General features: G+C 73.9%; 19 protein-coding genes. 10 read left to right on the top strand and 9 right to left on the bottom strand.

The features are described from left to right. Window positions 1-499 precede the first annotated feature (499 nt). Complete coding sequence (locus ACZ7C5_RS35265) at window positions 500-949, top strand: PTS sugar transporter subunit IIA (protein ID WP_188297005.1); 450 nt, start codon at window positions 500-502, stop codon at window positions 947-949. A gap of 102 nt (window positions 950-1,051) precedes the next feature. Further along, window positions 1,052-2,722: a phosphoenolpyruvate--protein phosphotransferase gene (gene ptsP, locus ACZ7C5_RS35260; protein ID WP_470324239.1), complete on the top strand. Its 1,671-nt coding sequence runs from the start codon at window positions 1,052-1,054 to the stop codon at window positions 2,720-2,722. Between the two features lie 73 nt (window positions 2,723-2,795). Here ptsP and ACZ7C5_RS35255 read toward each other — a convergent pair whose 3' ends face one another. From ACZ7C5_RS35255 to ACZ7C5_RS35245, 3 genes are all read right to left on the bottom strand, one after another. Then, window positions 2,796-4,892: an acetoacetate--CoA ligase gene (locus tag ACZ7C5_RS35255; protein ID WP_401092386.1), complete on the bottom strand. Its 2,097-nt coding sequence runs from the start codon at window positions 4,890-4,892 to the stop codon at window positions 2,796-2,798. A gap of 72 nt (window positions 4,893-4,964) precedes the next feature. Then, window positions 4,965-5,549: an NUDIX domain-containing protein gene (locus tag ACZ7C5_RS35250; protein WP_401092385.1), complete on the bottom strand. Its 585-nt coding sequence runs from the start codon at window positions 5,547-5,549 to the stop codon at window positions 4,965-4,967. Further along, a complete protein-coding gene (locus ACZ7C5_RS35245; RefSeq protein ID WP_401092384.1) occupies window positions 5,546-6,505 on the bottom strand; it encodes an NUDIX hydrolase in 960 nt (319 codons plus the stop codon). Before ACZ7C5_RS35245 ends, ACZ7C5_RS35250 begins: the two co-directional genes overlap by 4 nt. Window positions 6,506-6,687: 182 nt before the next feature. Here ACZ7C5_RS35245 and mmuM point away from each other — a divergent pair, with 182 nt between their 5' ends. The 5 genes from mmuM (at window position 6,688) to ACZ7C5_RS35220 (ending at window position 13,106) form a co-directional block, all read left to right on the top strand. Further along, window positions 6,688-7,632, top strand: a complete 945-nt coding sequence (gene mmuM, locus ACZ7C5_RS35240) for a homocysteine S-methyltransferase (protein WP_401092383.1) — start codon at window positions 6,688-6,690, stop codon at window positions 7,630-7,632. A 274-nt stretch (window positions 7,633-7,906) separates the two neighbouring features. Next, window positions 7,907-8,671, top strand: a complete 765-nt coding sequence (locus tag ACZ7C5_RS35235) for an IclR family transcriptional regulator (RefSeq protein WP_188296999.1) — start codon at window positions 7,907-7,909, stop codon at window positions 8,669-8,671. A gap of 324 nt (window positions 8,672-8,995) precedes the next feature. Then, complete coding sequence (locus ACZ7C5_RS35230; RefSeq protein ID WP_401092382.1) at window positions 8,996-9,715, top strand: MIP/aquaporin family protein; 720 nt, start codon at window positions 8,996-8,998, stop codon at window positions 9,713-9,715. A 100-nt stretch (window positions 9,716-9,815) separates the two neighbouring features. Next, the gene (glpK, locus tag ACZ7C5_RS35225; protein ID WP_188296997.1) at window positions 9,816-11,336 is read left to right on the top strand and encodes a glycerol kinase GlpK; all 1,521 of its coding nucleotides are present in this window, start codon (window positions 9,816-9,818) and stop codon (window positions 11,334-11,336) included. A 174-nt stretch (window positions 11,337-11,510) separates the two neighbouring features. Beyond that, complete coding sequence (locus ACZ7C5_RS35220; RefSeq protein WP_401092381.1) at window positions 11,511-13,106, top strand: glycerol-3-phosphate dehydrogenase/oxidase; 1,596 nt, start codon at window positions 11,511-11,513, stop codon at window positions 13,104-13,106. Between the two features lie 418 nt (window positions 13,107-13,524). On the opposite strand, the gene ACZ7C5_RS35215 is transcribed toward ACZ7C5_RS35220, so the two are convergent. Beyond that, window positions 13,525-14,913, bottom strand: coding sequence for a GntP family permease (locus tag ACZ7C5_RS35215; protein ID WP_401092390.1), 1,389 nt, complete (start codon window positions 14,911-14,913; stop codon window positions 13,525-13,527). A gap of 2 nt (window positions 14,914-14,915) precedes the next feature. Continuing rightward, window positions 14,916-15,470 carry a gluconokinase gene (locus ACZ7C5_RS35210; RefSeq protein WP_401092380.1) on the bottom strand — a complete coding sequence of 185 codons (555 nt, stop codon included), beginning with the start codon at window positions 15,468-15,470 and terminating at the stop codon, window positions 14,916-14,918. A 173-nt stretch (window positions 15,471-15,643) separates the two neighbouring features. On the opposite strand from ACZ7C5_RS35210, the gene ACZ7C5_RS35205 reads away from it, so the two are divergent. Together ACZ7C5_RS35205 and ACZ7C5_RS35200 are read left to right on the top strand one after the other, a co-directional pair. Next, window positions 15,644-16,339, top strand: a complete 696-nt coding sequence (locus ACZ7C5_RS35205; RefSeq protein ID WP_401092379.1) for a FadR/GntR family transcriptional regulator — start codon at window positions 15,644-15,646, stop codon at window positions 16,337-16,339. A gap of 256 nt (window positions 16,340-16,595) precedes the next feature. Continuing rightward, complete coding sequence (locus tag ACZ7C5_RS35200) at window positions 16,596-17,081, top strand: hypothetical protein (protein ID WP_401092378.1); 486 nt, start codon at window positions 16,596-16,598, stop codon at window positions 17,079-17,081. Window positions 17,082-17,096: 15 nt separating this feature from the next. Here ACZ7C5_RS35200 and ACZ7C5_RS35195 read toward each other — a convergent pair whose 3' ends face one another. The 4 genes from ACZ7C5_RS35195 to ACZ7C5_RS35180 form a co-directional block, all read right to left on the bottom strand. Further along, window positions 17,097-17,864, bottom strand: coding sequence for a metallophosphoesterase (locus ACZ7C5_RS35195; RefSeq protein WP_401092377.1), 768 nt, complete (start codon window positions 17,862-17,864; stop codon window positions 17,097-17,099). A gap of 19 nt (window positions 17,865-17,883) precedes the next feature. Further along, window positions 17,884-22,467, bottom strand: a complete 4,584-nt coding sequence (locus tag ACZ7C5_RS35190; protein WP_470324238.1) for a hypothetical protein — start codon at window positions 22,465-22,467, stop codon at window positions 17,884-17,886. Window positions 22,468-22,583: 116 nt separating this feature from the next. Then, window positions 22,584-23,459, bottom strand: coding sequence for a hypothetical protein (locus ACZ7C5_RS35185; protein ID WP_188294818.1), 876 nt, complete (start codon window positions 23,457-23,459; stop codon window positions 22,584-22,586). A gap of 61 nt (window positions 23,460-23,520) precedes the next feature. Continuing rightward, window positions 23,521-25,059: a hypothetical protein gene (locus tag ACZ7C5_RS35180; RefSeq protein ID WP_401092375.1), complete on the bottom strand. Its 1,539-nt coding sequence runs from the start codon at window positions 25,057-25,059 to the stop codon at window positions 23,521-23,523. 185 nt (window positions 25,060-25,244) lie between these two features. On the opposite strand from ACZ7C5_RS35180, the gene ACZ7C5_RS35175 reads away from it, so the two are divergent. Then, window positions 25,245-26,297 carry an IPT/TIG domain-containing protein gene (locus ACZ7C5_RS35175; RefSeq protein ID WP_470324237.1) on the top strand — a complete coding sequence of 351 codons (1,053 nt, stop codon included), beginning with the start codon at window positions 25,245-25,247 and terminating at the stop codon, window positions 26,295-26,297. Window positions 26,298-26,371: the final 74 nt, after the last annotated feature.

The following is a 26,371-nucleotide window of genomic DNA, read 5'->3' as shown; positions in this document are numbered from 1 at the left end:
GCGTTGACTTTTGGCACGCTGTTGAGTTCTCAAGGAACGGACGCTTCCTTCGGACTGCCTTCCAGCAGACCCTCCGGGCTTCGTTCTTTCGTGTTCCCAGCCTATCAGACGCTTTCCGCTCCGTTTACCGGGGCTTTTAGCATCCGAAATCTGGTGTTAACCGCCACGTTGCGGCGACTCGACCAACCATAGCGGGTCGCCTGCCGCAGCGCGAATCGGGCGCACCCGGAGTCCTCCGGACGGCGGCATGATTTGTTGCTCTCGCGAGCATATACAGCAATGGCCTCGATTCGCCAAGATGCCTGTAGAGTGCGGCGCACCGGCCGAGAGGACTAGACCACTCGCGGGCTGGTGGGCCGCCGGCCGACAGGTAGGCGAGGGCGGGTCTTCGCCCGGGAATGTCAACAGATGTCCGTAGTTGACATGATTTAGGCTTCAGTTGATCGTCGTGCCGCTCCTCGCGGCCGCTAGCTGTACTGCGCACTTGGGAGGCACAACCATGACCACTGTGACGTCGCCGCTGACCGGCAAGATCGTGGGGCTCGCGGGCGTGCCCGACCCGGTGTTCTCCGGTGCGATGGTCGGCCCCGGCACCGCGATCGACCCGGTCCGCGAGCAGACCACGGCGGTCGCCCCGGTGGACGGCGTGGTCGTCTCCATGCACCCGCACGCGTTCGTCGTCGTGGACGCCGAGGGCCACGGTGTGCTGACCCACCTCGGGATCGACACCGTTCAGCTCAACGGCGAGGGCTTCGAGCTGCTCGTCAACAAGGGCGACACGGTGACCCGCGGTCAGGCCGTCATCAAGTGGGACCCGGCCGCCGTCGAGGCCGCGGGCAAGTCGCCGATCTCGCCGATCGTGGCGCTGGAGGCGGCCGCCGGCTCGCTCGTCGACCTGCGGGAGAACGGCGAGGCCAAGGCCGGCGAGCAGCTGTTCAGCTGGAGCTGACCCTCCCGACCACCGACACACACCCGCCCCGCAGGAAGTGACGGGGCGGCCCGGCACTCAGCGGTTCCCGGCGGGGCCGCTCCTCTCAGCGGAGACAGGTACATGGAGAAGACACTGCGCGGCGTGGGTGTCAGCCACGGGGTCGCGATCGGCCAGGTGCGGCACATGGGGACGGCGGTGCTGGAGCCCCCGGCCACCCAGATCCCGACCGAGGACGCCCCCCGCGAGCAGGCCCGCGCCCAGGCCGCCGTCGAGGCGGTCGCCGCCGACCTCATCGCGCGCGGCAACCTGGCCGGCGGCGAGGCGCAGGCCGTGCTGGAGGCCCAGGCGCTGATGGCGCAGGACCCGGAGCTGATGGCCGACGTCTCCCGCCGGATCGCCGTCGGCAGCAGTGCCGAGCGCGGCGTCTACGACGCGTTCGCGGCCTACCGGGCGCTGCTCGCCTCCGCCGGGGAGTACCTGGCCGGCCGGGTCGCCGACCTGGACGACGTGCGCAACCGGATCGTGGCCCGGCTGCTCGGCGTGCCGATGCCGGGTGTGCCGGACAGCGACGAGCCGTACGTGCTGTTCGCGCGGGACCTGGCGCCGGCCGACACCGCGCTGCTGGACCCGACGCTGGTGCTCGGCTTCGTGACCGAGGAGGGCGGGCCGACCAGCCACAGCGCCATCCTGGCGCGGGCGCTTGGTGTGCCGGCCGTCGTCGCGCTGCCCGGTGCGATCGAGGTCGCCGAGGGCACCGTCGTCGCGGTGGACGGCAGCTCGGGCGACGTGCTGCTGGAGCCGTCCCAGGAGAAGCAGGACGAGCTGCGGGCCGCCGCCGCCGCGCGCAAGGCCGCGCTGGCCGCCTCCTCCGGCCCGGGGCAGACCTCGGACGGGCACCGGGTGCCGCTGCTGGCCAACGTGGGCGGCCCGGCCGACGTGCCGGCCGCGCTGGAGAACGGCGCCGAGGGCGTCGGCCTGTTCCGCACCGAGTTCCTGTTCCTGGACGACTCGGCGAAGGCTCCCAGCGTGGAGAAGCAGGTCGAGGCGTACCGCAAGGTGCTGGAGGCCTTCCCGGAGGGCCGGGTCGTGGTCCGGGTGCTGGACGCGGGAGCGGACAAGCCGCTGGACTTCCTGACCCCGGCCGACGAGCCGAACCCGGCGCTGGGCGTGCGCGGTCTGCGCACCCTCCTCGAGCACCCCGAGGTGCTGCGGACCCAGCTCCAGGCGCTGGCCACGGCGGCCGAGGGCCTGCCGGTGCACCTTGAGGTGATGGCCCCGATGGTGGCCGACCGCAAGGACGCCAGGGACTTCGCGGCCGCGTGCCGGGAGGCCGGGCTGGACGCCAAGTTCGGCGCGATGGTGGAGATCCCCTCGGCCGCGCTGCGTGCCAGGTCGATCCTCCAGGAGGTCGAGTTCCTGTCCCTGGGGACCAACGACCTCGCGCAGTACGCCTTCGCGGCCGACCGTCAGGTCGGTGCGCTGGCCCGCCTCCAGGACCCGTGGCAGCCGGCCCTGCTGGACCTGATCGCCGCGTCGGCCGACGCCGCGCGGGCGACCGACAAGAGCTGCGGCGTCTGCGGCGAGGCGGCCTCCGACCCACTGCTGGCCGTGGTGCTGACCGGTCTGGGCGTCACCAGCCTGTCGATGGGTTCCGCCTCGATCCCCTACGTGCGGACCGCGCTCGCCAAGTACACGCTGGCGCAGTGCCGCCGGGCGGCCGAGGCGGCCCGGGCCGCGGACAGCGCCGAGGAGGCGCGCGCCGCGGCGCAGCAGGTGCTCTCCGGCGAGTAGGACCTCCACGCATGTGAAAGGGGCGTCCCCACCGTGACGGTGGGGACGCCCCTTTCGCATGCGCCGGGACCGGTCAGGCCTGGCGGTCGAGGCGGAGCTGCTCGAAGAAGCGCAGGTGCTCGATGCGGTCGACGGAGCCGGGGTTGACGGCCTGCTCCAGCGGGGTGCCGGAGAGGATGCGCTTGACCGGGACCTCGATCCGCTTGCCGGTGAGGGTGTGCGGGAGGCCGCGGACGGCGATGACCTCGTCGGGGACGTGGCGCGGGGAGAGTTCGGTGCGCAGCGAGGTGCGGATGCGGCCGATCACGTCCTCGTCGAGTTCCGCGCCGGGGGCGAGGACCACGAACAGCGGCATCCAGTAGCCGCCGTCGGGCTCCTCCAGGCCGATGACCAGGGACTCCGCGATCTCGGGGAGGCGCTCGACCACCTCGTAGATGTCCGAGGAGCCCATCCGGACGCCCTGGCGGTTGAGCGTGGAGTCGGAGCGGCCGTGGATGACGACGGTGCCCCGGGAGGTCACGGTGATCCAGTCGCCGTGGCGCCAGATGCCGGGGTACACGTCGAAGTAGCTGTCGTGGTACCGGGTGCCCTCGGGGTCGTTCCAGAAGCCGGTGGGCATGGAGGGGATGGGCTTGGTGACGACGAGTTCGCCGACGGTGTCGGTGTGCGGGTGGCCCTGGACGTCCCAGGACTCGACGGCGGCGCCGAGGCAGGGGGCCTGGATCTCGCCGACGTACACGGGCAGGGTGGGGACGCCGCCGACGAAGCAGGAGCAGACGTCGGTCCCGCCGCTGACGGAGGCGAGCCAGACGTCCTGCTTGACCTCGTCGTAGATCCAGCGGAAGCCGTCGGGCGGGAGCGGGGAGCCGGTGGTGCCGATGCAGCGGACGGCGGAGAGGTCGAGGTCGCGGCCGGGGTGGAGCTCGGCCTTGCGGCCGGCGATCACGTAGGCGGCGGAGGTGCCGAGGACGGTGGCGCCGGTGCGGGCGGCGACCGACCAGAGGGCGCCGGTGTCGGGGTGGCCCGGGCTGCCGTCGTAGGTGACGATCGTGGACCCGACGAGGAGGCCGGCCAGCAGGAAGTTCCACATCATCCAGCCGGTGGAGGTGTACCAGAGGAAGCGGTCCCGGGGGCCGAGGTCGAGGTGGAGGCCGGCCTGCTTCAGGTGTTCGAGCAGGATGCCGCCCTGGCTCTGGACGATGGCCTTGGGCAGGCCGGTGGTGCCGGAGGAGTAGAGGACCCAGAGCGGGTGGTCGAAGGGCACGGGCTCGAAGACCGGTTCCTCGTCGCCGGCGACGAGGTCGTCCCAGCTGAGGGCGCCCTCGGGGGCGGGGGCGCCGAGCAGCGGGACGTGGACGACGGTGTGCAGGCCGGGCAGCTCGCGGCGGAGCTCGGCGACGACGTCGGTGCGGTCGTGGTCCTTGCCGCCGTAGTGGTAGCCGTCGATGGCGAAGAGGACGGCGGGCTCCAGCTGCTGGAGGCGGTCGAGGACGCTGCGGGCGCCGAAGTCGGGGGCGCAGCTGGTCCAGATCGCGCCGACGGCGGCGGTGGCGAGCAGGGCCACGGCGGCCTGCGGGATGTTGGGCAGGTAGGCGCTGACCCGGTCGCCGGGGCCGATGCCGCGGGCGCGCAGGGCGGCGGCCAGCGAGCCGACCTGGCGGCGGAGTTCGGCCCAGGTGAGGACGACCGGCTGCTCGGTGGTCTCGTCGAGGTGGAGGATCGCGGGACGGTCGGCGTTGGCCCGGTCCTCGGCGGCGCGCAGGGCGTGCTCGGCGTAGTTGAGGCGGGCGCCGGGGAACCAGCGGGCGCCCGGCATGGCCTGGTCCGCGAGGACGGCTTCGGGGGCCTGGGTGAAGCGGACGTCGAACCACTCGGTGATCGCGGTCCAGAACCGGTCGAGGTCCTCGGTGGACCAGGCGTGCAGGTCCGCGTAGCGCTGGGCGGCCTGCTGGTCGTCGTCGGCCGGGGCGAGCGGGGCGGCCGGGGCGCCGTGGTGTTCGGCGGCCCAGGCCTGGAAGGCCACCAGGGTGGTGGCGGCGGCGCGAGCGGGGTTCGGGCGCCAGAGCGGCTGGTCCTGCGGTGGGGTGCTCACGGTGGTGGTCTCCCGGCCGGTGGTGAGGACGGGAGGCTCGTGGCAGACCCGTCCGGTTGGGCTGTCGGTGCAGACCATGCCATGTGATCGCGCGCCGCGCCAGGGTCGGCCGGTGGACGGACGGGAGGTCGGCGAGGGGCCGGCGGGAGGTCAGTGGGAGGTGAAGTCGCCGCCGAACCAGCGGCTCAGGACGCTGCGGTGGAAGTCCCAGACGAGCGGGGTGTCGGCGGTGGCGAGCAGCCAGCCGTCGGTCTCGTCGGTGGGGCGCGAGGGCGGCAGCTCGGCGAGCGGGCGGGCCGGGAGCATTCCGCAGAGCATGACGAAGCGGCCGCCGGGGTCGGAGGCGGTGTGGATCAGGGTGATCTCGGCCGGGTCGGCGATGATGCCGGTCTCCTCGTGCAGTTCCCGCACACAGGCCTGCTGCCAGCTCTCGCCGTAGTCCATGTAGCCGCCGGGGAAGGCGAGTTCGCCGTAGCCAGGCTCGATGGTGCGGCGGATGACGACCAGGGCGGGGTCGGCGTCGGGGCGGGTGACGGGCAGGACGGTGACCGCGACGGGCAGCGGGTTGCGGTAGCTGATCTCGGTGCAGCCGGGGCAGGTGCGGGGCCAGGCGCGTGTGCCGGGCGGGTAGGGCGTACCGCAGAAGTGGCAGTGGGAGAACGGCCGGTGGGCGATCCGGCTCGGTTCGTCGACGGTCGTGGCGTCGCCGGTGGTCGTCGCTTCGTCTGTGGTCATGGCCGGATGGTAGCCCGGCGGGTCGACGGCCCTGGTGCGGGCTGCGGAGGGTCAGGGGCTCCGGCGTCGTCGGCCGTGCCGTCCCGGGTGGGGCGCAGCAGCGCGGGATGGAGCTGACAGGCGTCGCCGGCGCGGTAGGTGCGGGCACGGGGGCCGCCACGGGCGCCGCCGCGTTCGGTGGTGGTGCCGGTGCTCTCGACGAAGCCGGGCACGGACAGCACCTTGCGGTGGAAGTTGCCGGGGTGGAGCTTCTCGTCCCAGACCGCCTCGTAGACGGCGCGGAGGTCGGGGATGGTGAAGTCGCCCGGCAGGAAGGCGGTGGCCAGCGGGCTGTACTCGAGTTTGGCGCGCACCCGGTCGAGGCCGTCGGCGAGGATGCGGGCGTGATCGAAGGCAAGCCTGAGCGGACCGGGGCCGGTGCGCCCGTCGACACCACCCCCGTGGGTGTCGGCGGGCGCACCGGCGGCTCGGGACCGGCCGCAGGGCCGGAGGTCCAGGTCGCGGACGGGGTGCCAGGCTGCGGCCGCGGCGTCCGTTCCGGCCCGGGGGTCGGGGAGGTCCGGTGCGAAGGCGAGGTAGGCGACGGAGACGACGTGCATCCGCGGGTCCCGCTCGGGGGCTCCGTAGGTGCCGAGCTGTTCGAGGTGGAGGCGGCTGAGCCCGGCCTCTGCCTCGGAGGTGCTCCGCAGGCCCGTCTCCTCGGCGAGTTCGCGGGCGGCGGCCTCGTCCAGGCCTTCCTCGCCGGCCCGCAGGAAGCCGCCGGGCAGCGCCCGGCAGCCCTGGTGGGGCGGGGCGCCGCGCTCGACGAGCAGGACGTGCAGGCTGCCGTGGCGCAGGGTCAGGGCGACCACGTCCACGGTGACGGCGACCGGTGCGTAGGCGCGCGGGTCGTACGCGGCGAGCCACTCGCGCTCGGCCTCCGGCCCGGTGGGGGGCGGTCGGTCGGCCGCTGCCATCACCGGGCTCCTCTCCGTGCTCGCCGTGTTCTCCGTGCCGCAGGGCCTGTCCTGCCGGTGTTGTCCTTCTCGGACTGAGCACAACGTAGCGACTGCTTTCCCCGGCGGCAAATGATTTTCCCGCTCGGCCCGGGCTCCCGCCTTCTAGGCTGTGACCAGGAACTCTGCCCGAGGAGACCGAGATGCCCACTGCTCCCCCGCCGGACTTCGCCGCGGCGCTGGCCGCCGGTCCGCTGGTGCTCGACGGAGGGATGTCGAACCAGTTGGCGGCGGCCGGGCACGACCTGTCGGACGCGCTGTGGTCGGCGCGGCTGCTGGCGGACGACCCGCAGGCGGTCGTGGCGGCGCACCGGGCGTACTTCGCGGCGGGCGCGGACGTCGCGATAACGGCGAGCTACCAGGCGAGCTTCGGGGGCTTCGCCCGGCGCGGGGTCGGCCGGGCACAGGCCGCCCGGCTGCTGGCGAGCGGTGTGGAGCTGGCCAGGGAGGCGGCACGGGCGGAGCCGGGCGGGCGGCGGCGCTGGGTGGCGGCCTCGGTGGGCCCGTACGGGGCGGTGCTCGCGGACGGTTCGGAGTACCGGGGCCGGTACGGGCTGAGCGCCGCGGAGCTGGCGGACTTCCACCGGCCGCGGCTGGAGGTGCTGGCGGCGGCCCGTCCCGACGTGCTGGCGCTGGAGACGGTGCCGGACGCGGACGAGGCGCGGGTGCTGCTGGAGCTGGTGCGCGGGCTGGGGGTGCCGGCCTGGCTGTCGTACAGCGTCGAGGGTGACCGGACCAGGGCCGGGCAGCCGCTGGCGGAGGCCTTCGCGCCGGCCGCCGACGTGGACGAGGTCGTCGCGGTGGGCGTCAACTGCTGTACGCCGAGGGACGCGGACCGGGCGGTGGCGGTGGCCGCCGAGGTGACCGGGAAGCCGGTGGTGGTCTACCCGAACAGCGGGGAGAGCTGGGACGCGGAGCGGCGCGGCTGGCGCGGCGGGCCGACCTTCCGCTCGGCCCGGGTGGGCGGCTGGCTCGCGGACGGGGCGCGGCTGGTGGGCGGCTGCTGCCGGGTCGGGACGGACGGGATCGCGGCGCTGGCGGCGGAGGTGGCGGTCCTGCGGGCGCAGCGGGCGGGGGCGGCGGGCTGACGCGGTCTGAACAGTGGCCCGAACGGCACGGACGCGGTACGGGCCGACTGGGTACGGACCGGCGCGGGACGGTCCGGTCCGTGAGGCCGCCCTCGGAGCACCGGAAGCGGAGCCGCAGGCCGACGGGCCTGCGGGTCAACGGGCCCGCAGGTTAACAAAGGGCTCAGCGCGGGTTACCGAGGGGGAAGGTGCACGGAGTCACGGCGGCCTGGCAGACTCGTCCCGTCACCACTGTGGTCGACATTGTCGACCGACTGCCAGCGCGGAGGTACTCATGCCCGGCCCGATCCAGTCGCTTTCCCGGGCCGCCGCGATCATGCGCCTGCTGGCCGGCGGCGAGCGCCGGCTGGGCCTGTCCGAGGTCGCGACGGCGCTGGACCTCGCCAAGGGCACCGCGCACGGCATCCTGCGCACCCTCCAGCAGGAGGGGTTCGTCGAGCAGGACCCGGAGAGCGGCAAGTACCAGCTGGGCGCCGAGCTGCTGCGACTGGGGCAGAGCTACCTGGACGTGCACGAGCTGCGGGCGCGGGCGCTGGTGTGGGCGGACGACCTGGCCAGGGCGGCCGGGGAGACGGTCTACCTGGGGGTGCTGCACCAGCAGGGCGTGCTGATCGTGCACCACGTGTTCCGGCCCGACGACACCCGGCAGGTGCTGGAGGTGGGCTCGATGCAGCCGCTGCACAGCACCGCGCTGGGCAAGGTGCTGGTGGCCTACGACCCGGTCGCCCGCGGGGAGTTGGGTGCCGGACCGTACGAGTCGTACACCGTACGGACGCTGACCGACGCGGCCGACGTGGACGCGGAGTGCGCGCTGATCCGCGAGCGCGGGTGGGCGGACTCGATCGAGGAGACCTGGGAGGGCGTGGCCTCGATCGGCGCGCTGATCCAGGACCGGCGGCGCAATCCGGTCGGCGCGGTGTGCATCAGCGGGGCGGTCGAGCGGGTCTGCGAGGACGGCTTCGTGAAGCCCTCGCTGGTGGCCTCGGTGCGCAGCGCGGCGCGGGCGATCTCCCGCGACCTGGGCGCCGGGCGGTTCTGAGCACAAGCACGGACGGCCCCCGGCGGGCCGTCGATTCGTCACGCTGAGGCGCGGACGGGCGGGAGGCCTGTCCGCGCCTCTGGCGTTTTGTCCCATTTCGCGAGGCTCCGCTCGGTAACGTCTTCGGACCGGTCTAGGCGAGGGTCACAGCTGCGTAACCCTGCCTTGACGCGGGGGCGACCTGGGGAGGAAGCTTCCGCATGACGGTCGACATTGTCGAACGATGGCCGGAGAGATCACTCCCACAGTGCGCTCACCCGCACAACGATCGACCGGTCGCCTGCCCCCACCCACCCTCCGGGCCATATGGACAAGGGAGTCTTTGTGTCCGCGTTCTCCAACGGCGACGTCTTCGTCGGCGAAACCCTCGGCACCGCCGCCCTGGTACTTCTCGGCGGTGGCGTCTGCGCCGCCGTGACCCTCAAGAAGTCGAAGGCCGTCAACGCCGGCTGGCTCGCGATCACCTTCGGCTGGGGATTCGCGGTCCTCATCGCCGCCTACATGTCGGCTCCGAAGTCCGGCGCCCACCTGAACCCGGCCGTCACCGTCGCGCTCGCGGTCAAGAGCGGCGAATGGGGCCAGGTGCCGCTCTACCTGGGCTCGCAGATGCTGGGTGCGATCATCGGCGCCGTGCTCGTCTGGGCCACCTACCTGGGCCAGTTCAACGCGAACGAGGAGCCCACCCTCGGCATCTTCTCGACCGGCCCCGAGATCCGGAACCCGATCCAGAACGTGATCACCGAGATCATCGGCACCTTCGTGCTCTGCTTCGCGATCCTCACCATAGGAACCAACTCCGGCCTCTCCCAGTCCGGCACCGGCACCCTGATGGTCGCCTTCACCGTCGTCGGCATCGGCCTCTCGCTGGGCGGCCCGACCGGCTACGCGATCAACCCGGCCCGCGACCTCGGCCCGCGCATCGCGCACACCCTGCTGCCGATCCCCAACAAGGGCGGCTCCGACTGGTCGTACGCCTGGATCCCGGTCGTCGGCCCGATCCTGGGCGGCCTCGCGGCCGGCGGCGTCTACAACGCCGTCTTCTAAAGGCCGGGTTCGAACCCCGCCGCACACGGGGACTGACCGAGCAACGCGCGTCAGGCCCACCCACCCCGTAACCCCCGAACCCGAGCCGAGGACCCTCCCCATGACCTCCACCGGTAACTACATCGCCGCGATCGACCAGGGCACCACCTCCAGCCGCTGCATCATCTTCGGCGCCGACGGCCGGATCGTCGCCGTCGACCAGCAGGAGCACCGGCAGATCTTCCCCCAGCCCGGCTACGTCGAGCACGACGCCGCCGAGATCTGGACCCGGGTGCAGTCGGTCGTCCGCGGCGCGCTGGAGAAGGCCGGCCTCACCAAGGACGACATCCGCGCGATCGGCATCACCAACCAGCGCGAGACCACCGTCCTGTGGGACCGGAACACCGGCGAGCCGGTGCACAACGCGCTGGTCTGGCAGGACACCCGCACCGAGGGACTCTGCCGCGAGCTGGGCCGCAACGTCGGCCAGGACCGCTTCCGCCGCGAGACCGGCCTCCCGCTGGCCAGCTACTTCGCCGGCCCGAAGATCCGCTGGCTGCTGGACAACGTCGAGGGCCTGCGCGAGCGCGCCGAGGCCGGCGACATCCTCTTCGGCACCATGGACACCTGGGTGATCTGGAACCTCACCGGCGGTGTCGACGGCGGCAAGCACGTCACGGACGTCACCAACGCCAGCCGCACCATGCTGATGAACCTGCACACCCTCCAGTGGGACGACAAGATCGCCGAGTCGATGGGCGTGCCGATGTCCGTCCTGCCGGAGATCCGCTCCTCCGCCGAGGTGTACGGCGAGGCCGTCGGCGACCTGGCCGGCGTCCCGGTCGCCTCCGCGCTCGGCGACCAGCAGGCCGCGCTGTTCGGCCAGACCTGCTTCGACGAGGGCGAGGCCAAGTCCACCTACGGCACCGGCACCTTCCTGCTGCTGAACACCGGCGAGAAGATCGTCAACTCGTACCACGGCCTGCTGACCACCGTCGGCTACCGGATCGGCGACCAGGCCCCGGTGTACGCGCTGGAGGGCTCGATCGCCGTCACCGGCTCGCTCGTCCAGTGGCTGCGGGACCAGCTCGGAATCATCTCGACGGCCGCCGAGATCGAGACCCTCGCCAACACCGTCGAGGACAACGGCGGCGCCTACTTCGTCCCGGCCTTCTCCGGCCTGTTCGCCCCGTACTGGCGCTCCGACGCCCGCGGTGTGATCGCCGGTCTGACCCGGTACGTCACCAAGGGCCACCTGGCCCGGGCCGTCCTGGAGGCCACCGCCTGGCAGACCCGCGAGGTCGTCGACGCCATGCAGAAGGACTCCGGGGTCGAGCTCACCGCCCTCAAGGTCGACGGCGGCATGACCAGCAACAACCTGCTCATGCAGAACATCGCCGACGTCCTGGACGCCCCGGTCGAGCGCCCGTACGTGGCCGAGACCACCGCCCTCGGCGCCGCCTACGCGGCCGGACTCGCCGTCGGCTTCTGGACCGACCTCGACACCCTGCGGGCCAACTGGCACCGCGCCGCCGAGTGGACCCCGCGCATGGACGAGGCCACCCGGGAGCGTGAGTACAAGAAGTGGCTCAAGGCCGTGGAGCGCACCATGGGCTGGGTGGAGGAGGAAGAGAACAACTGACCGACAAGCCGGTCGGGGCCCCGTGCCCCGGCCGGCCGCCCGCTGTTCCGGCAGCGGGTGTCACCGAGTTCCACCGGCCCGCCGCACCGGGCCGACCGGCCGCTCCCGCAGGGGCCGCACCGCACACGAGAGGAGTAACGGCGCCGCCCGACCCGCGCGCCGTACACAACCACCATGGCAACCATCCCGACCCTGGGTGCCGAGCGCACCGCCGGCCACACCGCCTCCCGCGCCGAGACCCGCGAACTGCTCGGCAAGGCCACCTACGACCTGCTGGTGATCGGGGGCGGCATCCTCGGCACGGCCGTCGCCTGGACCGCGTCCCAGGCCGGCCTGAAGGTCGCCATGGTCGACGCCGGCGACTTCGCCGGCGCCACCTCCAGCGCCTCCTCCAAGCTCGTCCACGGCGGTCTGCGCTACCTGCAGACCGGTGCGGTCAAGCTGGTCGCCGAGAACCACAAGGAGCGCCGCGCGCTCTCCACCGACGTCGCCCCGCACCTGGTCAACCCGCTGACCTTCTTCGTGCCGGTCTACAAGGGCGGCCCGCACGGCGCGGCCAAGCTCGGCGCCGGCGTCTTCCTGTACTCGGCGCTGTCCGCCTTCCGTGACGGCATGGGCCGGGTCTCCACCGCCGCGCACGCCGCCCAGCAGGTGCCCGCGCTGCGCACCGAGGGCCTGCGCTCGGTTGCCGTCTACGGCGACCACCAGATGAACGACTCGCGCGTCGCCGTGATGACCGTGCGCGCCGCGGTCGACGCCGGCGCCGTGGTGCTCAACCACGCCGAGGTCACCGGCCTGCGCTTCACCGGCGGCCGGGTCACCGGTGCCGACCTGCGCGACCGCCTCGACGGCAGCGAGTTCGGCATCGACGCCCGCCTGGTGCTGAACGCCACCGGCCCGTGGGTGGACCACCTGCGCACGATGGAGGACGCCGGCGCCGCGCCGTCGATCCGCCTCTCCAAGGGCGCGCACGTGGTCGTCAAGCGCCGCTCGCCGTGGCGCGCCGCGCTGACCATCCCGATCGACAAGTACCGCGTCTCCTTCGCCATCCCGTGGGAGGACCACGTCCTGCTCGGCACCACCGACGAGGAGTACACCGGCGACCCGAAGGACGTCCGGGCCACCGAGGCCGACATCGACCAGATCATGGGCGAGGCCGCGCACGCGATCCGCGACGAGCACCTCGACCGCGACCTGGTCACCTACTCCTTCGCCGGCCTGCGGGTGCTGCCGGGCGGCCCGGGCGACACCGCCGCCGCCAAGCGCGAGACGGTCGTCACCGAGGGCCGCGGCGGCATGCTGTCGGTCTCCGGCGGCAAGTGGACCACCTACCGGCACATCGGCCGCGCCGTGCTGGAGAAGCTGGCCCACGTGCCCGGCACCAGCCTCGGCGAGGACATGTCCCCGATCGCCCCGACCGTCCCGCTGCCCGGCGTCGGCGCGCCGAACGCGGTGGCGCACCGCCTGCTGATCGACCGCGAGCCGGGCTCGCGGATGGAGCCGCTGGTGGCCAAGCACCTGGCCAGCCACTACGGCACCCTGTCCTTCGAGATCGCCCGCATGATCGACGAGAACCCGGAGCTCGGCCGGCCGATCCACGAGGACGGCCCGGACGTCTGGGCACAGGTCGCGTACGCGGCGGACAACGAGTGGGCGTACACCGCGGACGACGTGCTGCGCCGCCGCACCACGATGACCGTGCGCGGGCTGGCCACGCCGGAGATCGAGGCCGAGGTCGAGGCCTTCCTCGCGAAGCGCGGAACCAAGTAAGCGCAGCCTCGCGAAGCGCGGAACCAAGTAAGCGCAGCCTCGCGAAGCGCGGAACCAAGTAAGCGCAGCCTCGCGAAGCGCGGAACCAAGTAGGCACAGCCTCGCGAAGCGCGAGTAGCAGGTCGGACCGCGAACGGAGGGCGGGCGCCCGGGGTCTCCCCCCGGGCGCCCGCCCTCCGTTCGCGTTCTGGGGCGGCCCTGCCCGGTTGTCGGACCGGTCCGACCTCGGTCTCGGCCATCTGCCCGGGGCGGCGCCCCGCGGGCGGGCCCCGGCCGTGGGTCCCGACCCGCACGGGACGAGCCGCCGACCCGGCCTGCCCGTCGGGCCCGTACGGGTTCGGGGAACGCCGAGGGGAACGCCGAGGGGCGGCACCCGTACGGTCACGGGTGCCGCCCCTCGGCGTGGGTGCTTCGTCGGCTAGATGATCAGGCTGAGCGGCAGGATCAGGACGATGGCGACCACCGAGATCACCGTCTCCATCACCGACCAGGACTTCAGCGTCTGCCCGACGCTCATCCCGAAGTACTCCTTCACCAGCCAGAAGCCGGCGTCGTTGACGTGCGAGAGGAACAGCGATCCGGCGCCGATCGCGAGCACCAGCAGGGCCGCGTGGGTCGAGGACATGTCCGTGGCCAGCGGGCCGACGATGCCGGCCGCGGTGATCGTGGCGACCGTCGCCGAGCCGGTGGCCAGGCGGATCAGCACGGCGATCAGCCAGCCGAGCAGCAGCGCCGAGATGTGCCACTTGGCGGACCACTCGCTGACCGCGTTGCCGACGCCGACGTCGATCAGCGTCTGCTTGAAGCCACCGCCCGCGCCGACGATGAACACGATGCCGGCGATCGGGCCGAGCGACTTGCCGACGGTGTCGGAGATCCGGGCCTTGTCGAAGCCGGCCGCCCTGCCGAGGGTCGCCATGCCGAGCAGGGTCGCGGCGAGCAGTGCGATCAGCGGGGAGCCGATGAAGTCGAACACCCGCTGGCCCATCGCCTTCGGGTTGTCGATCACCACGTCGGCCAGCGCCTTGCCGAGCATCAGCACGACCGGCAGCAGGATGGTGGCCAGCACCGCGCCGAACGACGGGGTGCGGTCGTGCTTGGCCGACTCCTCGGGGGCGGTGGCCGCCGGGATCTCCAGCGGACCGACCCAGCGCTCGGCCAGCCGCGCGAACAGCGGACCGGCGATGATGAGGGTCGGGACGGCGATCAGCAGACCGAGCGCCAGGGTGATGCCGAGGTCGGCCTTCAGCGCGTCGACGGCGACCAGCGGGCCCGGGTGCGGGGGCACCAGGCCGTGCAGCACCGACAGGCCGGCCAGTGCCGGGATGCCGATCCGCATCAGCGGGACGTTGCCGCGGCGGGCGACCAGCAGCACGATCGGGATCAGCAGGACGACGCCGACCTCGAAGAACAGCGGCAGGCCGAGCACGGCCGCGATCAGCGCCATCGCCCAGGGCAGCCCCTTGTTGCCGGTCCGGGAGAGCACGGTGTCCGCGATGATGTTGGCGCCGCCGGAGTCCGCCAGCAGCTTGCCGAGCATCGCGCCGAGGCCGATCAGCAGGCCGACGCCGGCGACGGTGGAACCGAAGCCGGTGGAGAAGCTGCTGAGCAGCTTGTCGAACGGCGCGCCCGCGACGGCGGCCAGCAGACCGGAGCCGAGTGTGAGGGCGAGGAACGGGTGCAGCTTCAGCTTGGTGATCAGCAGGACGATCACACCGATGCTGAGCAGCACCGCGATCAGCAGCTGGGAGTCGCTGCCGGTGTGCGGCAGGGCCGGTGGGGCGGCCGCCAGCAGAGTGGGGGCAATGCTCACGCGAGGTCTCCATTGACGGGCCGCAGCAGCGCCACGGCCATCTCGACGAGTTCTTCGGGGGACGGGCCCACGTCCAGGACGGCGCCGCGCTCGTCCGCCTCCAGGGGTTCCAGGGCGGCGTACTGCGAGTCGAGCAGCGACGACGGCATGAAGTGGCCGGTGCGGTGGCTGAGCCGGTCCTCGACCAGCTCGTGGCCACCGCTGAGGTGCAGGAAGAAGGCGCCCGGGCAGGCCGCGCGCAGGGTTTCGCGATAGCGGTGCTTCAGCGCCGAGCAGGTGACCACGCCGCCGGTGCCGGCCTCGGTCCGCTCCTTGAGCCAGGCGCCGATGGCGCCCAGCCAGGGGGCGCGGTCCTGGTCGTCCAGCGGGGTGCCGGCGGACATCTTGGCGATGTTGGCCGCCGGGTGGAACTCGTCCGCCTCGGCGAAGGGGAGTGCGAGGCGGTCCGCCAGCAGGCGGGCCAGGGTGGTCTTGCCGACACCCGAGACGCCCATCACCACCACGGTGAGGGGGGCCTGCGGGAGGTCGTGGTTCTCGACGCTGAGAGCCATGGGGTGGTGCTCCTTCGTTGCCTGGCCGCCACTATCGCCTCAAAGATATGACGTATTCAAGTGGTGGAAACCAAATCGTCATACTTTTGAGGTGTGGTCTGGGTCGCAGGGAGGCCAGGTGCGGGGCGCAGGGTGACGTGAGCGCTCGCGGGGCGGGCGTCTACGCTGGGCGGATGGAGATCCAGGGGCTGCCCGGGCGGCTGCTTGACGAGCTCGGGCCGGCGATCGCGTCGGGGGAGATCCCCGAGGGGGCGGTGCTGCGCGGGGAGGAGCTGGAGGAGCGCTTCGGGGTGTCCCGGACGGTGGTCAGGGAGGCGGTCCGGGTCCTGGAGGGGATGCGGATGGTCGCGTCCCGGCGACGGGTCGGGATCACCGTGCAGCCGAAGTCGCTCTGGGACGTCTTCGACCCGACGGTGATCCGCTGGCGCCTGGCCGGCGCGGACCGGTCCGCCCAGCTGCGTTCGCTCGGCTCGTTGCGGGTGGCCGTCGAACCGGCCGCCGCGGCGCTCGCCGCCACCCACGCGAGCGACGACGACCGGCGCGAACTCAGCTCGCTGGCCGTGGATCTGACGGTCACCGCGCGGGCCGCCGACCTCACCACCTTCCTCCGGCACGACATCGCCTTCCACTCCCTGGTGCTGCGCGCCTCCGGCAACGAGATGTTCGCCCACCTCGGGACCACCGTCGCGGCGGTGCTCACCGGCCGGACCGAGTACCATCTGATGCCCCATCAGCCCGAGCCGTACGCGATCCGGTTGCACCGCGAGGTCGCGGAGGCGATCTGCGCCGAGGACGCCGCCCACGCCGAGCGGGCGATGCGGACGATCGTGAGCGGCGCGCTGGATGAGCTCAACCTCCAACTGGGCTGAGCCGTGGGTGCCGAGGCCGTCACGGCTGCCGGGGCCGTCGCGACCGTCCGGACCTCCGGGGCCACCCGGAGGTCCGGAGCTTCTGGGGCTTCTCGGCCTCCAGGGCTTCCCGGATGACACGATTTGGCGGCAGTTCGACGGTTTCGGACGCATAGTCCTGGTTCGGCGGGGCAGAGTGAGGCAAGCGGGCGCGTTTCGTGTGCGCCCGGCCCGTGTTCTTCACCGAAACGCGCGCCACGCGCCTGGGGGTCGCTCGATGTCCGTGCCACGCCGCCGCCGCCGTCGCCTGCCCGACGAGGTTCGCGCCGCCGCAGTCCGGGCGGTGCTCTGCCTGGCCTTCACCCTGGTGGGCGTCGTGGTGGCGACACTGGCCTCGTACGCGGGCAGTTGGCTGCTGACGCCCGCTCTGCTCGCGATGGGGCTCGGGGTGTTCGGGACCATGTGGTGCCTGCTGGAGATCCTGATCTCCCGCCAGGTCGCCGCCCAGCGGGTGCGGGCGCCGGGCTCCGCGCACCCGATGGCGGGCAGCCGGGTGCCGCCCGGGCCGCCGGCCGCACGTCCGCTCCCCCGGCCCGGCCCGTCCTCGGTGTACCGGCAGCCGTACGAGTCGACGCAGCCGTACCAACAGCCGTACCAGCAGCCGTACGGGACGGGGCAGCAGCAGCAGCCGTACGGGCCCGGCCGGCAGCAGCCGCCGTACCCGCCGCCGCGCCAGCCCCGGGTGCGGACCAACCAACCGTAGGGCCGGTCGAATCGGTCAGTCCAGGACCGGCAGCGCCCGGTAGTGGGTGGTGAGCCGGCGGTCCCCGTCCAGGACGTGGAAGGCGAGCATCGGCGGGTGGTCGAAGGCGATGCCGCGCCCGCCCTCGCAGGGCAGCATCACGGTGGAGACCACACCGGGCGCGATCAGCAGCGGCAGCCCGGCGAAGGTGGTCGCCGCGGGGGTGTGCGAGTGACCGCAGAACAGGGCGGCCACCCGGGGATGCCGGCGCAGTACCCGCGCCAGCCGCGCCTCGCCGAACTGGCGGATCGGGTCGACGTACGGCAGGTACAGTTCCACCGGCGGGTGGTGGAAGGCCACCAGAGCGGGCAACTCGACGCTCCCCGAGCCGAGTTCGGCGTCCAGCCAGTCGAGCGTGGCGTCGTCCAGCAGGCCGTCGTCCCGCCCGGGCACGGAGGAGTCGAGCATCAGCACGTCGGCGCCGGGCAGTCGGTGCAGCCGGTTGACCGGCGCCTCCCCCGGCGCCTCGCCGAGCAGCACCTCCCGGTAGGGCGAGCGGCGGTCGTGGTTGCCGGGGCAGACGAGCACCGGGTGCCGGGAGACCAGCACCTCGGCGACCTGCCGGTACTCCTCGGGCAGGCCGTGGTCGGCGAGGTCGCCGGTGACCAGCACCGCGTCCAGCGGGCCCGGCAGGGCGTCGAGGTACGCCATCACCTGCTCGGCCCGCCGCCGGGCGCGCTTGCCGTCGTCCCGGCGGTGGACCTGACCGAGGTGGATGTCACTGAGGTGCGCGATCGTCAGCATGCCGACCACGCTAGTGACTTCACCGCTGGGCGGGAACCTCCGCGGGGCGCTTGAACATCCGGGTGGCGGTGATCTCGCCGTGGACGGCCGGGCCGTCCGGGTCCGGCGCCGCGGGCAGGCCGGGGCGCAGGTGCTCCTCGACCGAGATGTACTTGAGGCCGGCCCGCAGGTCGGCGTCGTTGCGCAGCCGGATCACCAGCGGGAACTCGGCGAGCGCGGTGGTGTCGAACAGGCCGGTGGTGTAGATCAGTTGGACGCCGAGCGCGTCGGCCACGGCCCGCTGGAGCTCCAGCAGGTAGGTGGCGTTGGCGCGGCCGATCGGGTTGTCCAGGAACAGCGTGCCGGCGTGCCGGAGCTGGGACTGGCCGCGGTCGTTGGCGCGCAGCGCGGCCATCGTGCAGTACAGCGCGATCGCGGCGGTGAGCAGCTGGCCGCCGGAGAAGACGTCGGACATCTGGCCGACGCCGACCCGCTCGGCGCGCAGCACCGCGTCGGGCTTGAGGATCTCGACGCTGACGCCCTTGGGGCCGATCGCGGCGGCGACCCCGCGCAGCAGCAGGGACATGCCGTCGCGGCGCAGGTCGCTGTTCTTCTTGACGGCGGCACGGGTGGCCTCGTCGATGACCTCGCCGAGGCGCTCGACCAGGGTGGCGTGGTCCGGGTCCTCGAAGCGGATCCGGAGGAACTCCTGGCCTGACCACTCCCCCAGGCCCTCGGGCAGCCGGGACAGCCGCTGGGCGGCCCGCAGGGTGGTGAGCGAGGACTCGACCAGGCCGCGCAGCCGGTCCACGATCGAGCCGCGGTTCTTCTCCAGCTGGGCGAGTTCGTCGGTGAGCACCCGCAGCCGGGGCGCGAAGGCGACGGCCCAGGCGGCGGCGTGCTCGGGCAGCGCGGAAGCCGGCAGTTCGCGGATCTGCTGACGGGCGGGGGTGCGGACGGCCTCGTAGCGGGCGGCGTTGGCGTGCCGGACCAGGGCGTCGGAGGCGTCGCGGACGGCGAGTTCGGAGGAGGACAGCTCGCCGGCGGCGGTGCGCAGGGCGCGGCGCGCCTCGGTGGCGCCGGTGCGGGCCTCGGCGAGCGAGCCCAGGTAGGGCTCGACCGGGTCGTCCTGGTCCTCCTGGTGGTCGCGCAGGCCGTCGCGCAGCTGGCCGGCCAGCTCGTCGAAGTCGGCGGCGGCGGACTGGGCGGTGTCGAAGGTGCGCTGGAGGTCGGCGTGGGCGGTGCGGGCGGCGTCCAGGGCCTCGCGGCGCTCGGCGAGGCGGCTGGTGGCGGTGCGCAGCAGGGCCTGGGCGTGCTCCGGGTCGGTGGGGACGAGGTCCTCGGGCAGTTCGGTGTGCGCCTCGCCGTCGGCGGGGGCGGAGCGTTCGGCCTCGCCGCGCAGGCGGCCGAGCTGCTCGCTGGCGGTGGCGGAGCGGGCCTCGATGGTGGCGACCAGTTCCTCGGCGCGGGCGGCGGCGGCCTGGCGGGCCGGGCCGTCGGCGCCGTCGGGGCTGCCGAGGAGTTCCTCGGCGCGGGTGCGCACCTTGTTGGTGAGGCGGTCGAGTTCGGTGGTGGCGGCGGCCTCGTCGCCCTCGGCGCGGGCCTGTTCGGCGCGCAGGTCGGCGCCGACACCGACCTTCTCGTACAGCTGGGAGGCGGCGCGGTAGGCCTCGCGCAGGGCGGGCAGCGCGGCTGGGGCGGTCTCGGCGGGCTCATCGGACTGCTCGGCGGCGGGGATCTCGGCGCGTTCGGCGCGCAGCGCGCGGACCGTACGGCGGGCGTCGTCGGCGGCGCGCTGGGCGGCGCGGCGGTCCTCGTCGCAGGTGCGGGCGCGTTCGGCGCACAGCGCCTGGCGGCGGTCGCACTCGGCGGCGTCCTCGGCGAGTTCGCGCTGGCGGCGGGCCCAGTTGCCGCGCTCGCGCAGCCGGAAGGCGAGGCCGGAGAGGGCGTCGGCGCGGCGGCGGGCGCGCTGGGCGGCCTCGCGGTGCTCCTCGTGGGCGGAGGCGGCGGCGGCGTGGTCGGCCTCGGCCTCGTCGTGGTCGGCCCGCAGGGTGGCCAGGGCGGCGGCGGCCTGCTCGGCGTGCTCGCGGGCGGCCTCGGCGGCGGTGGCGAGTTCGGCGAGGGTGCCGGGCGGGCAGCTGGCGTGCCAGGAGGCGAGGCGGGCGGCGAGGGCGCGGTCGGCGCCGAGGCGGCCGGCCAGTTCGCGGATGTGTTCCTCGCGGGCGCTCGCCCGGGCGCGCAGCTCGCGGCGCTCGCCCTCGGCGGCGGACTCGTCGTGCATGGCCGGGTTCGGCGGTACGAGGAAGAAGGCCGGCTCGTCGGTGATCGGGGCGATCAGCGAGGCGGCGGCGCCGACGGCCACGGTGGAGCGCGGCAGCAGGGCGGCGGCCTGCAGGGCCTCGCGGGCGCGCTCCAGCGAGGTCGGGTCGGTGACGACCACGCCGTCGACCAGTTCCGGGCGGGCGGCGAGGATCGCGTCGTGGTCGGCCGGGTCGACGGACTGGGCGAGGTAGCGCCAGCCGGGCAGGGCGGGGATGCCGTGCTCGGCGAGGTACTCGACGGTGGCGAGCACGTCGGGGCCGGGCGGCAGCAGGCCGCCGTCGCCGAGTGCGGCGAGGATGCGGGAGTCGTCGGCGGCGGCCGTGCGCAGGTCGAACAGGGTGCGCTCGGCGGTGGCGATGGACTCGTCGAGGAGTTCGCGCAGGTACTCGGCGTTGCGGTCGAGCACGGCGGGGGTGAGGAAGCCGGCGTCCTCCTCGGCGCCGGACCCGTCCTCGCTCCAGTCCGTGGATGCGGGCGTCAGGGAGAGCAGGTCGGCGAGGCGCTGCTCGGTGGCGAGCAGCGCGGCGGTGCGGTGCTCGGCGGCGAGCGCCCTGGCGGCGTCCTTGCGGGCGTCGCCGGCCCGCTCGGCGGCGAGTTCGGCGCGGCCGGTGGCGGCGGCGGCCTCGCGCAGCCGGGCGGCGGCGGACTCGGCGGAGGTACGGGCCTGGGCGAGCGCGGCGGCGGCGGCCTTCTCGACGTCGGCGGCGTGCAGTGCGGCGCGGGCCGGGTCGACGTCGCCGTCGGTGTCGATGAAGCCGGCCGCGACGGCTGCCTCGGTCTCCTGCTCGACCTCGGCGAGGCGCTGGCGCAGGTGGTCGGCCTCGCTGCGGGCCTTCTGGGCGGCGGTGGCGGCCTCGGTGGCGTCGGACTGCGCCTTGCCGCCGTCCTCCTGGAGTTCGCCCGCGCGCTCCTCCTCGGTGTCGGCGCGGGACTCGGCGGCCGCGGCGGCGGACTCCAGGGCCCGGGCCAGGGCGGTCGCGGCACGGGCCCGGGCGGCGAGCGCGGGAGCGGCGTCCAGCTCGGCCTCGCGGATGGCGGCGGCGACCCGGGCGACCCGGTCGGCGGCGGCGCGCTGGCGCAGCACCGCCTCGGCGGCCTGCCAGGCGGAGTGCAGGGTGCGGGCGTCGATGAGTTCGCGGCGCAGCGCGGCGGCCTCGGCGGTGGCCGCGGTGAGGCTCAGCGTGGCGTGCCGGTGGGTGAGTTCGTCGGTGATCAGGCTGTGCCTGGTGCGGTCGGCCTCGGCCGCGGTGACGGCGCTCGCGGCGGCGGCGACCTCGATGGCGAGGTCCTGGGCGCGGTCGCGTTCGGCGGCGGCGCGGGAGGCGAGCGCGTGGGCGAGGCGGCGGGTGCGGCGCTCGGCGGTGCGGTGGGCCTCGCGGACGGTCTCGCGGGCGGTGGTGGCCTCGGCGATGCGCTCCAGCAGGTCCAGCGAGCCCGCGGTGAAGTCGCGTTCGGCGGTGAGTTCGGCGCGGCGGCCGAGCTTGGCGGCGAAGCCGTGGACGAGGTCGGCGAGGCCGTCGGTGTCCCTGGTGTCGGTGACGGCGCGCAGCAGGAGGTCGGTGAAGTCGCTGTCGTGCTTGACCGCGAAGAGGCCGGCCGCCTCGCCCTCGTCGGCGTTCATCTCGCGCTGGTAGCGGAAGAGTTCGGGGTCGAGGCCGAGCTCGCCGAGGTGCTCGGTCCAGCGGTCGTGGCCGTCCTCGAAGACCAGGTCGAGGTACGGGTGGGCCTTGCCGGCCTCGGTGAGGGCGTCGCGGAAGCCCTTCATGGTGCGGCGGCGGCCGCGGGCCTTCTGGTCGCCGGACAGGCTGACCCGCTCGGCGACCGGCAGCGAGTCGAGGGTCAGGCCGGGGCCGGGGCGGAAGGAGTACCAGGTCTCGGCGAACTTGCGCGGGTCGGAGGAGACCTGGCGGCCGCGCCACTCGCTGACCTTGCCGACCACGATCAGCTCGCCGGTGACGGTGTGCTGCCACTCCAGGGCGACGTGGCCGCAGTCGTCGGCGAGCAGGAACTTGCGCAGCACGCCGGAGCTGGCGCCGCCGAGGGTGTTGCGGTGGCCGGGGAGCATGACCGAGAAGATCAGCTTGAGCAGGACGGACTTGCCACCGCCGTTCTCCAGGAAGAGCACGCCGGCCGGGGCGGGGCGGCGGACCGGGCCGTCGACGTCCTCGCCGAACAGGCCGATCTGCTGCGGGGCCGGGTCGGCGACCGGCTCGCCGACGCCGCGCAGGTCGAGCACCGTGTCGGCGTAGCGGGCGCCGGCCGGTCCGATCGAGTAGAGGCGGACCCGGTTGAGCTCGTACATGTGCGGCGGTTCTCCGTGGCTTGCGTGGCGTGAGGGACGGGCGGCGCGCCGGTTCGGGCGGGTGGGCCGGGGGCGGCGCGGTGGGCTCCGGGCGGGTGGTCCCGGAGCGCCTGGGCTCAGAGCGAGTGGAACGGCAGGCCGGCGTCGGCGACCAGTTCGTCGCCGGTGTCCGGCGGCAGCAGGCTGGCGGTGCCGTCGGAGACCGGGACGATGCCGAGGTCGAGCAGTTCGGCCATGGCCGCGCTGCCGGCCAGGTCGCGGACCTGGAGCTGGTAGCGGGCGGTGGTGCGGTAGGTGCCGCCGGAGTCGTCGGAGACCTTCTGGAGGAAGCCGGAGTCGACCAGGAACAGCACGGCCTTGGCGACGATGCCGATGGTGGAGCCGGAGAGCCGGCGGGCGTCCTTGGTGGCGCCGGTGGCGGTGCGCCGGGCCCACACCCGCCAGGCGGCCTCCAGGCCGGGGGCGTCGGAGGCCGGGTCGGTGTTGGCGCCCTCGGCGTCGGCCTGCTCCTCCAGGCGGCGGCAGGCCTGGCGGACGAAGGAGTCGACGCCGTTGACGGTGATCCGGCCCAGGTAGCCGTCGTCGGCGAGGTCCTCGGGGCGGGGGAAGGCCATCGCGGCGACGGCCAGGTGGGCCAGGCCGTGCAGGAAGCGGTCGGTGGACTCGGAGGCGGCGCGGCGCGAGTAGTCGCCCATCCGGACGGCGAACAGCGAGTCCTCGGCGGCGGCCACGGCCATGCCGGCCCGCGGGGAGACCTCCAGGACGACCAGGCCCATGCCGGTGGCGATGGCGTCGGCGAGCCGGGCGAACGGCGGGTCCTCGCGGTGGCGGCGCACCAGCTCGGCGTACTCGGCGTCCCGGGCGGGGAGCAGCTTGGCCTGGAGGCCGAAGGAGACCAGCCGGGCGGCGTCCGCGACGTCGGCCGGGGTGATCGGCGCGGGGGCCGCGGGTTCGCTCTCGGCCGCCCAGGACGTGTCGTGGTGGGTCGTCACGGGCGGTGCTCCTCAGGGGTGGCGCGGTGGGTACGGTTCGTCAAGGCGGGTTCCGGGCCGGTCAGCCGGCGTCCTTGCGGTCGGCGGCCATGCCGACCGCGTCGAGCAGGGCGCTGCCGACGATCAGGTCGGCGCCGCCGAACTCCCAATCGCGCAGCGGGGTGCCGTCGTCCACGGCGAACAGCAGCCGCTCCTCGCCCTGGCGGTACGCGGTGCCGACCGGCGGGCTGGCCGCGTGCACGGCGAGCAGGGCGACCAGGTACGGCAGGTCCGGGTCCTGCTTGCGGGCGTCGGCGAGCAGACCGGAGAGCCGGCGGGGGGCGTCCGGGGGCAGGTCGAGCAGGACCGTCGCGGACTCCAGCTGGGCCTCGGAGAAGCGGCTGTCGTCGGGGGTGGCGACCAGGTCCGGGTCGGGCAGCTCGGCCCCGAGGTGCTCGCGCTCGACCGGCGGGGTGAGCAGCAGGTCGACGAGGTCGGCGACCCGGACCGAGACCGGGGTGCGCAGGCCGGTGCCGTGGGCGAAGAAGGCGCCGGTGGGGCGGACGGCCTGCTCTATCGGCAGCCGCAGCACGGGGGCGAGCAGCTGCCCGTAGAGGTCGATGCCGCTGCGGGCGCCGGGGGTGGCGAAGGCCTGCCGGTCCTGTTCGGCGCGGAACAGCGGGCCGGCCTCCAGCAGGCGGGTCTGGAGCCGGGTGTGGCGGCGGATGCAGTCCTTGACGATGTCGACCAGCTCGGCGGCGCGGCGCTTGTGCTCGGGCTCCTCGGCCTCGTCGCGGGCCTTGCGGATGTTGGTGAGAATCGCGTTCTCGTGCCGGTAGCGGTCGGCGATGTGGTCCAGCGCCTCCTCGATGAGGTCAGGGACGGCGCGCATCCAGTCGACCGCCCGGACGTTGCGGCGGGTGGCGTCGAGGGCGCGGCGCAGCGTCTCCGCGTACTGGACGGTGCGGTAGCGGGCCTGCTCGGCGGCGAGCTGGGCGTCGGCCAGGCGGCCACGGCGGATCAGCACCTCCAGCTTGACCTCGGCGGCGATCTGGGCCGAGGTGACGTCGGTGTCGAGCGCGCCGACCAGGACGTTGACCGCCTCGTCGGTGGTGCGCAGGTAGACGCCGCCGTCGGGGCCGGGGACCTCCTCGATCAGCTTGAAGTCGTAGTCGCGGCGGACGTACTCGCCGTCCGCGCCGAAGGTGCCGTAGACGGCGCGGAAGCCGCGGTCCACGCTGCCGACGTTGATCAGCGACTCCAGCACCCAGCGGGCGACCCGCTCGTGCTCGGTGGCGGGGCGGCCGGCGGCCTGGGCGGCGACCCTGGGCAGCATCCGGGCGAGGACTATCTCGCGGTCGGCCCCGGTGTCGAAGTCCATGTGCAGGGTGACCAGGTCGATCGCGGCGAGGCCGACCTCGGCCATCGCGTAGCCGCCGTACTCGCCGGCCAGGTTGACCTTGCGGTTGTCCAGGTCGTGCAGCGGGGCGGTGCAGGCCAGCGCCTTGAGCCGGCGGGCCAGGCCCTCGTCGGCGGCGGGGCCGGGCGCGGGGCGCACGGCCGCCGGGCCGGCGGGCGGTCGGAGGCCGGGCTCGGTGGGCGGGTCTGCGATGGCGGTCACGGAGGACAAGATTAGGGGTTCGCACCGACATCGACCGAAACGGGCCTTGCGGACGGGTGGAGCGGCAGGTCGGCGAGGGTGCGAGGGGCGATTTCGCAACGCGGTTTCGACGGGATTCCGCCATTCTCGAACCCGCATTCGAGAAAACCGTGAGGACGGCGCGATAGTTCGGTGATGATCGACGCATGATCACCCGACTGGCCAAAGCGGGCCTCGCCGCCGCGCTGTCCGTGACCACCCTCACCACCGGCGCCGTCCTCGCCACCGGTGCGACCGCCACCGCCGCCCCGGCCGGCACTCCGTCGGCCTCCGTCCAGCACGTGACCGTGTCGCAGGGCGGGAACTACCCCGGCGGCTTCTTCACCACCGGCAACATGTCGGTGGGCTGGACCACGTCCGGCACCGCGGACGTGACCGGGCCCACGCACATCACCCTCGACCTGCCGCCGGGCGTCACCACCGACGGCGCGATGTTCTTCCCCACGCCGCCGGACTACACCTTCACCACGGCCCTCTCCCCCGACCACCGCCACCTTGAGGCCGTGTTCACCGCCACCCGGGCGCCCGGGAGCTACAACTTCATGAAGCTCAACCTGGCCACCACGCCCGGCGTGCCGATCGCCGGCACGATCACCGCGACGGTCGCCAACCCGAACGACACCGACCCGACCGGGCACATCTCCGCCTACGACCTCGTCAGCAAGAGCCACCTGCCGGCGACCGTCCAGGCCGCCCCGGCCGTCACCGGCCTCGACACCGCCACCGGCCCGGCCGCGGGCGGCACCGCGGTGACCGTCAGCGGCAGCAACCTGGCCGGCGGCATGGTGCTGGTCGGCGGCCTCCCGGCGCCCGGCCGCTGCACCGACACCGCCTGCACGGTGACCACGCCCGCGGGTTCGGGCAGCGCCCCGGTCAGCGTGGTGACGCCCGGCGGCACGGCCGCGGCGCCCGCCGCCTTCGACTACACCGGCACCCCGCCGACCCCGGCCGCGCCGACGATCAGCAGCCTGTCCCCCGCCTCCGGCCCGGCTGCCGGCGGCACCCGGGTGATCGTGTTCGGCAGCAACCTGACGTACGGGACGGTGGCCTTCGGCGGGGTTCCGGCCGCCCACGTCTCCTGCGGCCCGACCGCCTGCACGGCCACGGCCCCGGCGGGCGCCCAGCCCGGGCCGGTGGGCATCACCGTCACCACCGCGGGCGGGCCCAGCGCGCCGGCGACGTACACCTACACGGCGTAACGGCCGTCCGCGGCGCGCGCGCCGCCACCACCGGTGCCCGGGTTCCACGGAACCCGGGCACCGGTGCGTTCCGG

Source organism: Kitasatospora sp. NPDC036993, assembly GCF_055607525.1.
The sequence above is the reverse complement of the archived record's forward strand: the minus strand, read 5'-3'. Positions and strand labels throughout refer to the sequence as shown.

What these genes read in the sequence shown, in the direction of transcription:
- ACZ7C5_RS35265 (WP_188297005.1), top strand. Translation starts at nt 500, where the DNA reads ATGACCACTGTGACGTCGCCGCTGACCGGCAAGATCGTGGGGCTCGCG.
- ptsP (WP_470324239.1), top strand. Translation starts at nt 1,052, where the DNA reads ATGGAGAAGACACTGCGCGGCGTGGGTGTCAGCCACGGGGTCGCGATC.
- ACZ7C5_RS35255 (WP_401092386.1), bottom strand. Translation starts at nt 4,892, where the DNA reads ATGGTCTGCACCGACAGCCCAACCGGACGGGTCTGCCACGAGCCTCCC.
- ACZ7C5_RS35250 (WP_401092385.1), bottom strand. Translation starts at nt 5,549, where the DNA reads ATGACCACAGACGAAGCGACGACCACCGGCGACGCCACGACCGTCGAC.
- ACZ7C5_RS35245 (WP_401092384.1), bottom strand. Translation starts at nt 6,505, where the DNA reads ATGGCAGCGGCCGACCGACCGCCCCCCACCGGGCCGGAGGCCGAGCGC.
- mmuM (WP_401092383.1), top strand. Translation starts at nt 6,688, where the DNA reads ATGCCCACTGCTCCCCCGCCGGACTTCGCCGCGGCGCTGGCCGCCGGT.
- ACZ7C5_RS35235 (WP_188296999.1), top strand. Translation starts at nt 7,907, where the DNA reads ATGCCCGGCCCGATCCAGTCGCTTTCCCGGGCCGCCGCGATCATGCGC.
- glpK (WP_188296997.1), top strand. Translation starts at nt 9,816, where the DNA reads ATGACCTCCACCGGTAACTACATCGCCGCGATCGACCAGGGCACCACC.
- ACZ7C5_RS35220 (WP_401092381.1), top strand. Translation starts at nt 11,511, where the DNA reads ATGGCAACCATCCCGACCCTGGGTGCCGAGCGCACCGCCGGCCACACC.
- ACZ7C5_RS35210 (WP_401092380.1), bottom strand. Translation starts at nt 15,470, where the DNA reads ATGGCTCTCAGCGTCGAGAACCACGACCTCCCGCAGGCCCCCCTCACC.
- ACZ7C5_RS35205 (WP_401092379.1), top strand. Translation starts at nt 15,644, where the DNA reads ATGGAGATCCAGGGGCTGCCCGGGCGGCTGCTTGACGAGCTCGGGCCG.
- ACZ7C5_RS35200 (WP_401092378.1), top strand. Translation starts at nt 16,596, where the DNA reads ATGTCCGTGCCACGCCGCCGCCGCCGTCGCCTGCCCGACGAGGTTCGC.
- ACZ7C5_RS35195 (WP_401092377.1), bottom strand. Translation starts at nt 17,864, where the DNA reads ATGCTGACGATCGCGCACCTCAGTGACATCCACCTCGGTCAGGTCCAC.
- ACZ7C5_RS35190 (WP_470324238.1), bottom strand. Translation starts at nt 22,467, where the DNA reads ATGTACGAGCTCAACCGGGTCCGCCTCTACTCGATCGGACCGGCCGGC.
- ACZ7C5_RS35175 (WP_470324237.1), top strand. Translation starts at nt 25,245, where the DNA reads ATGATCACCCGACTGGCCAAAGCGGGCCTCGCCGCCGCGCTGTCCGTG.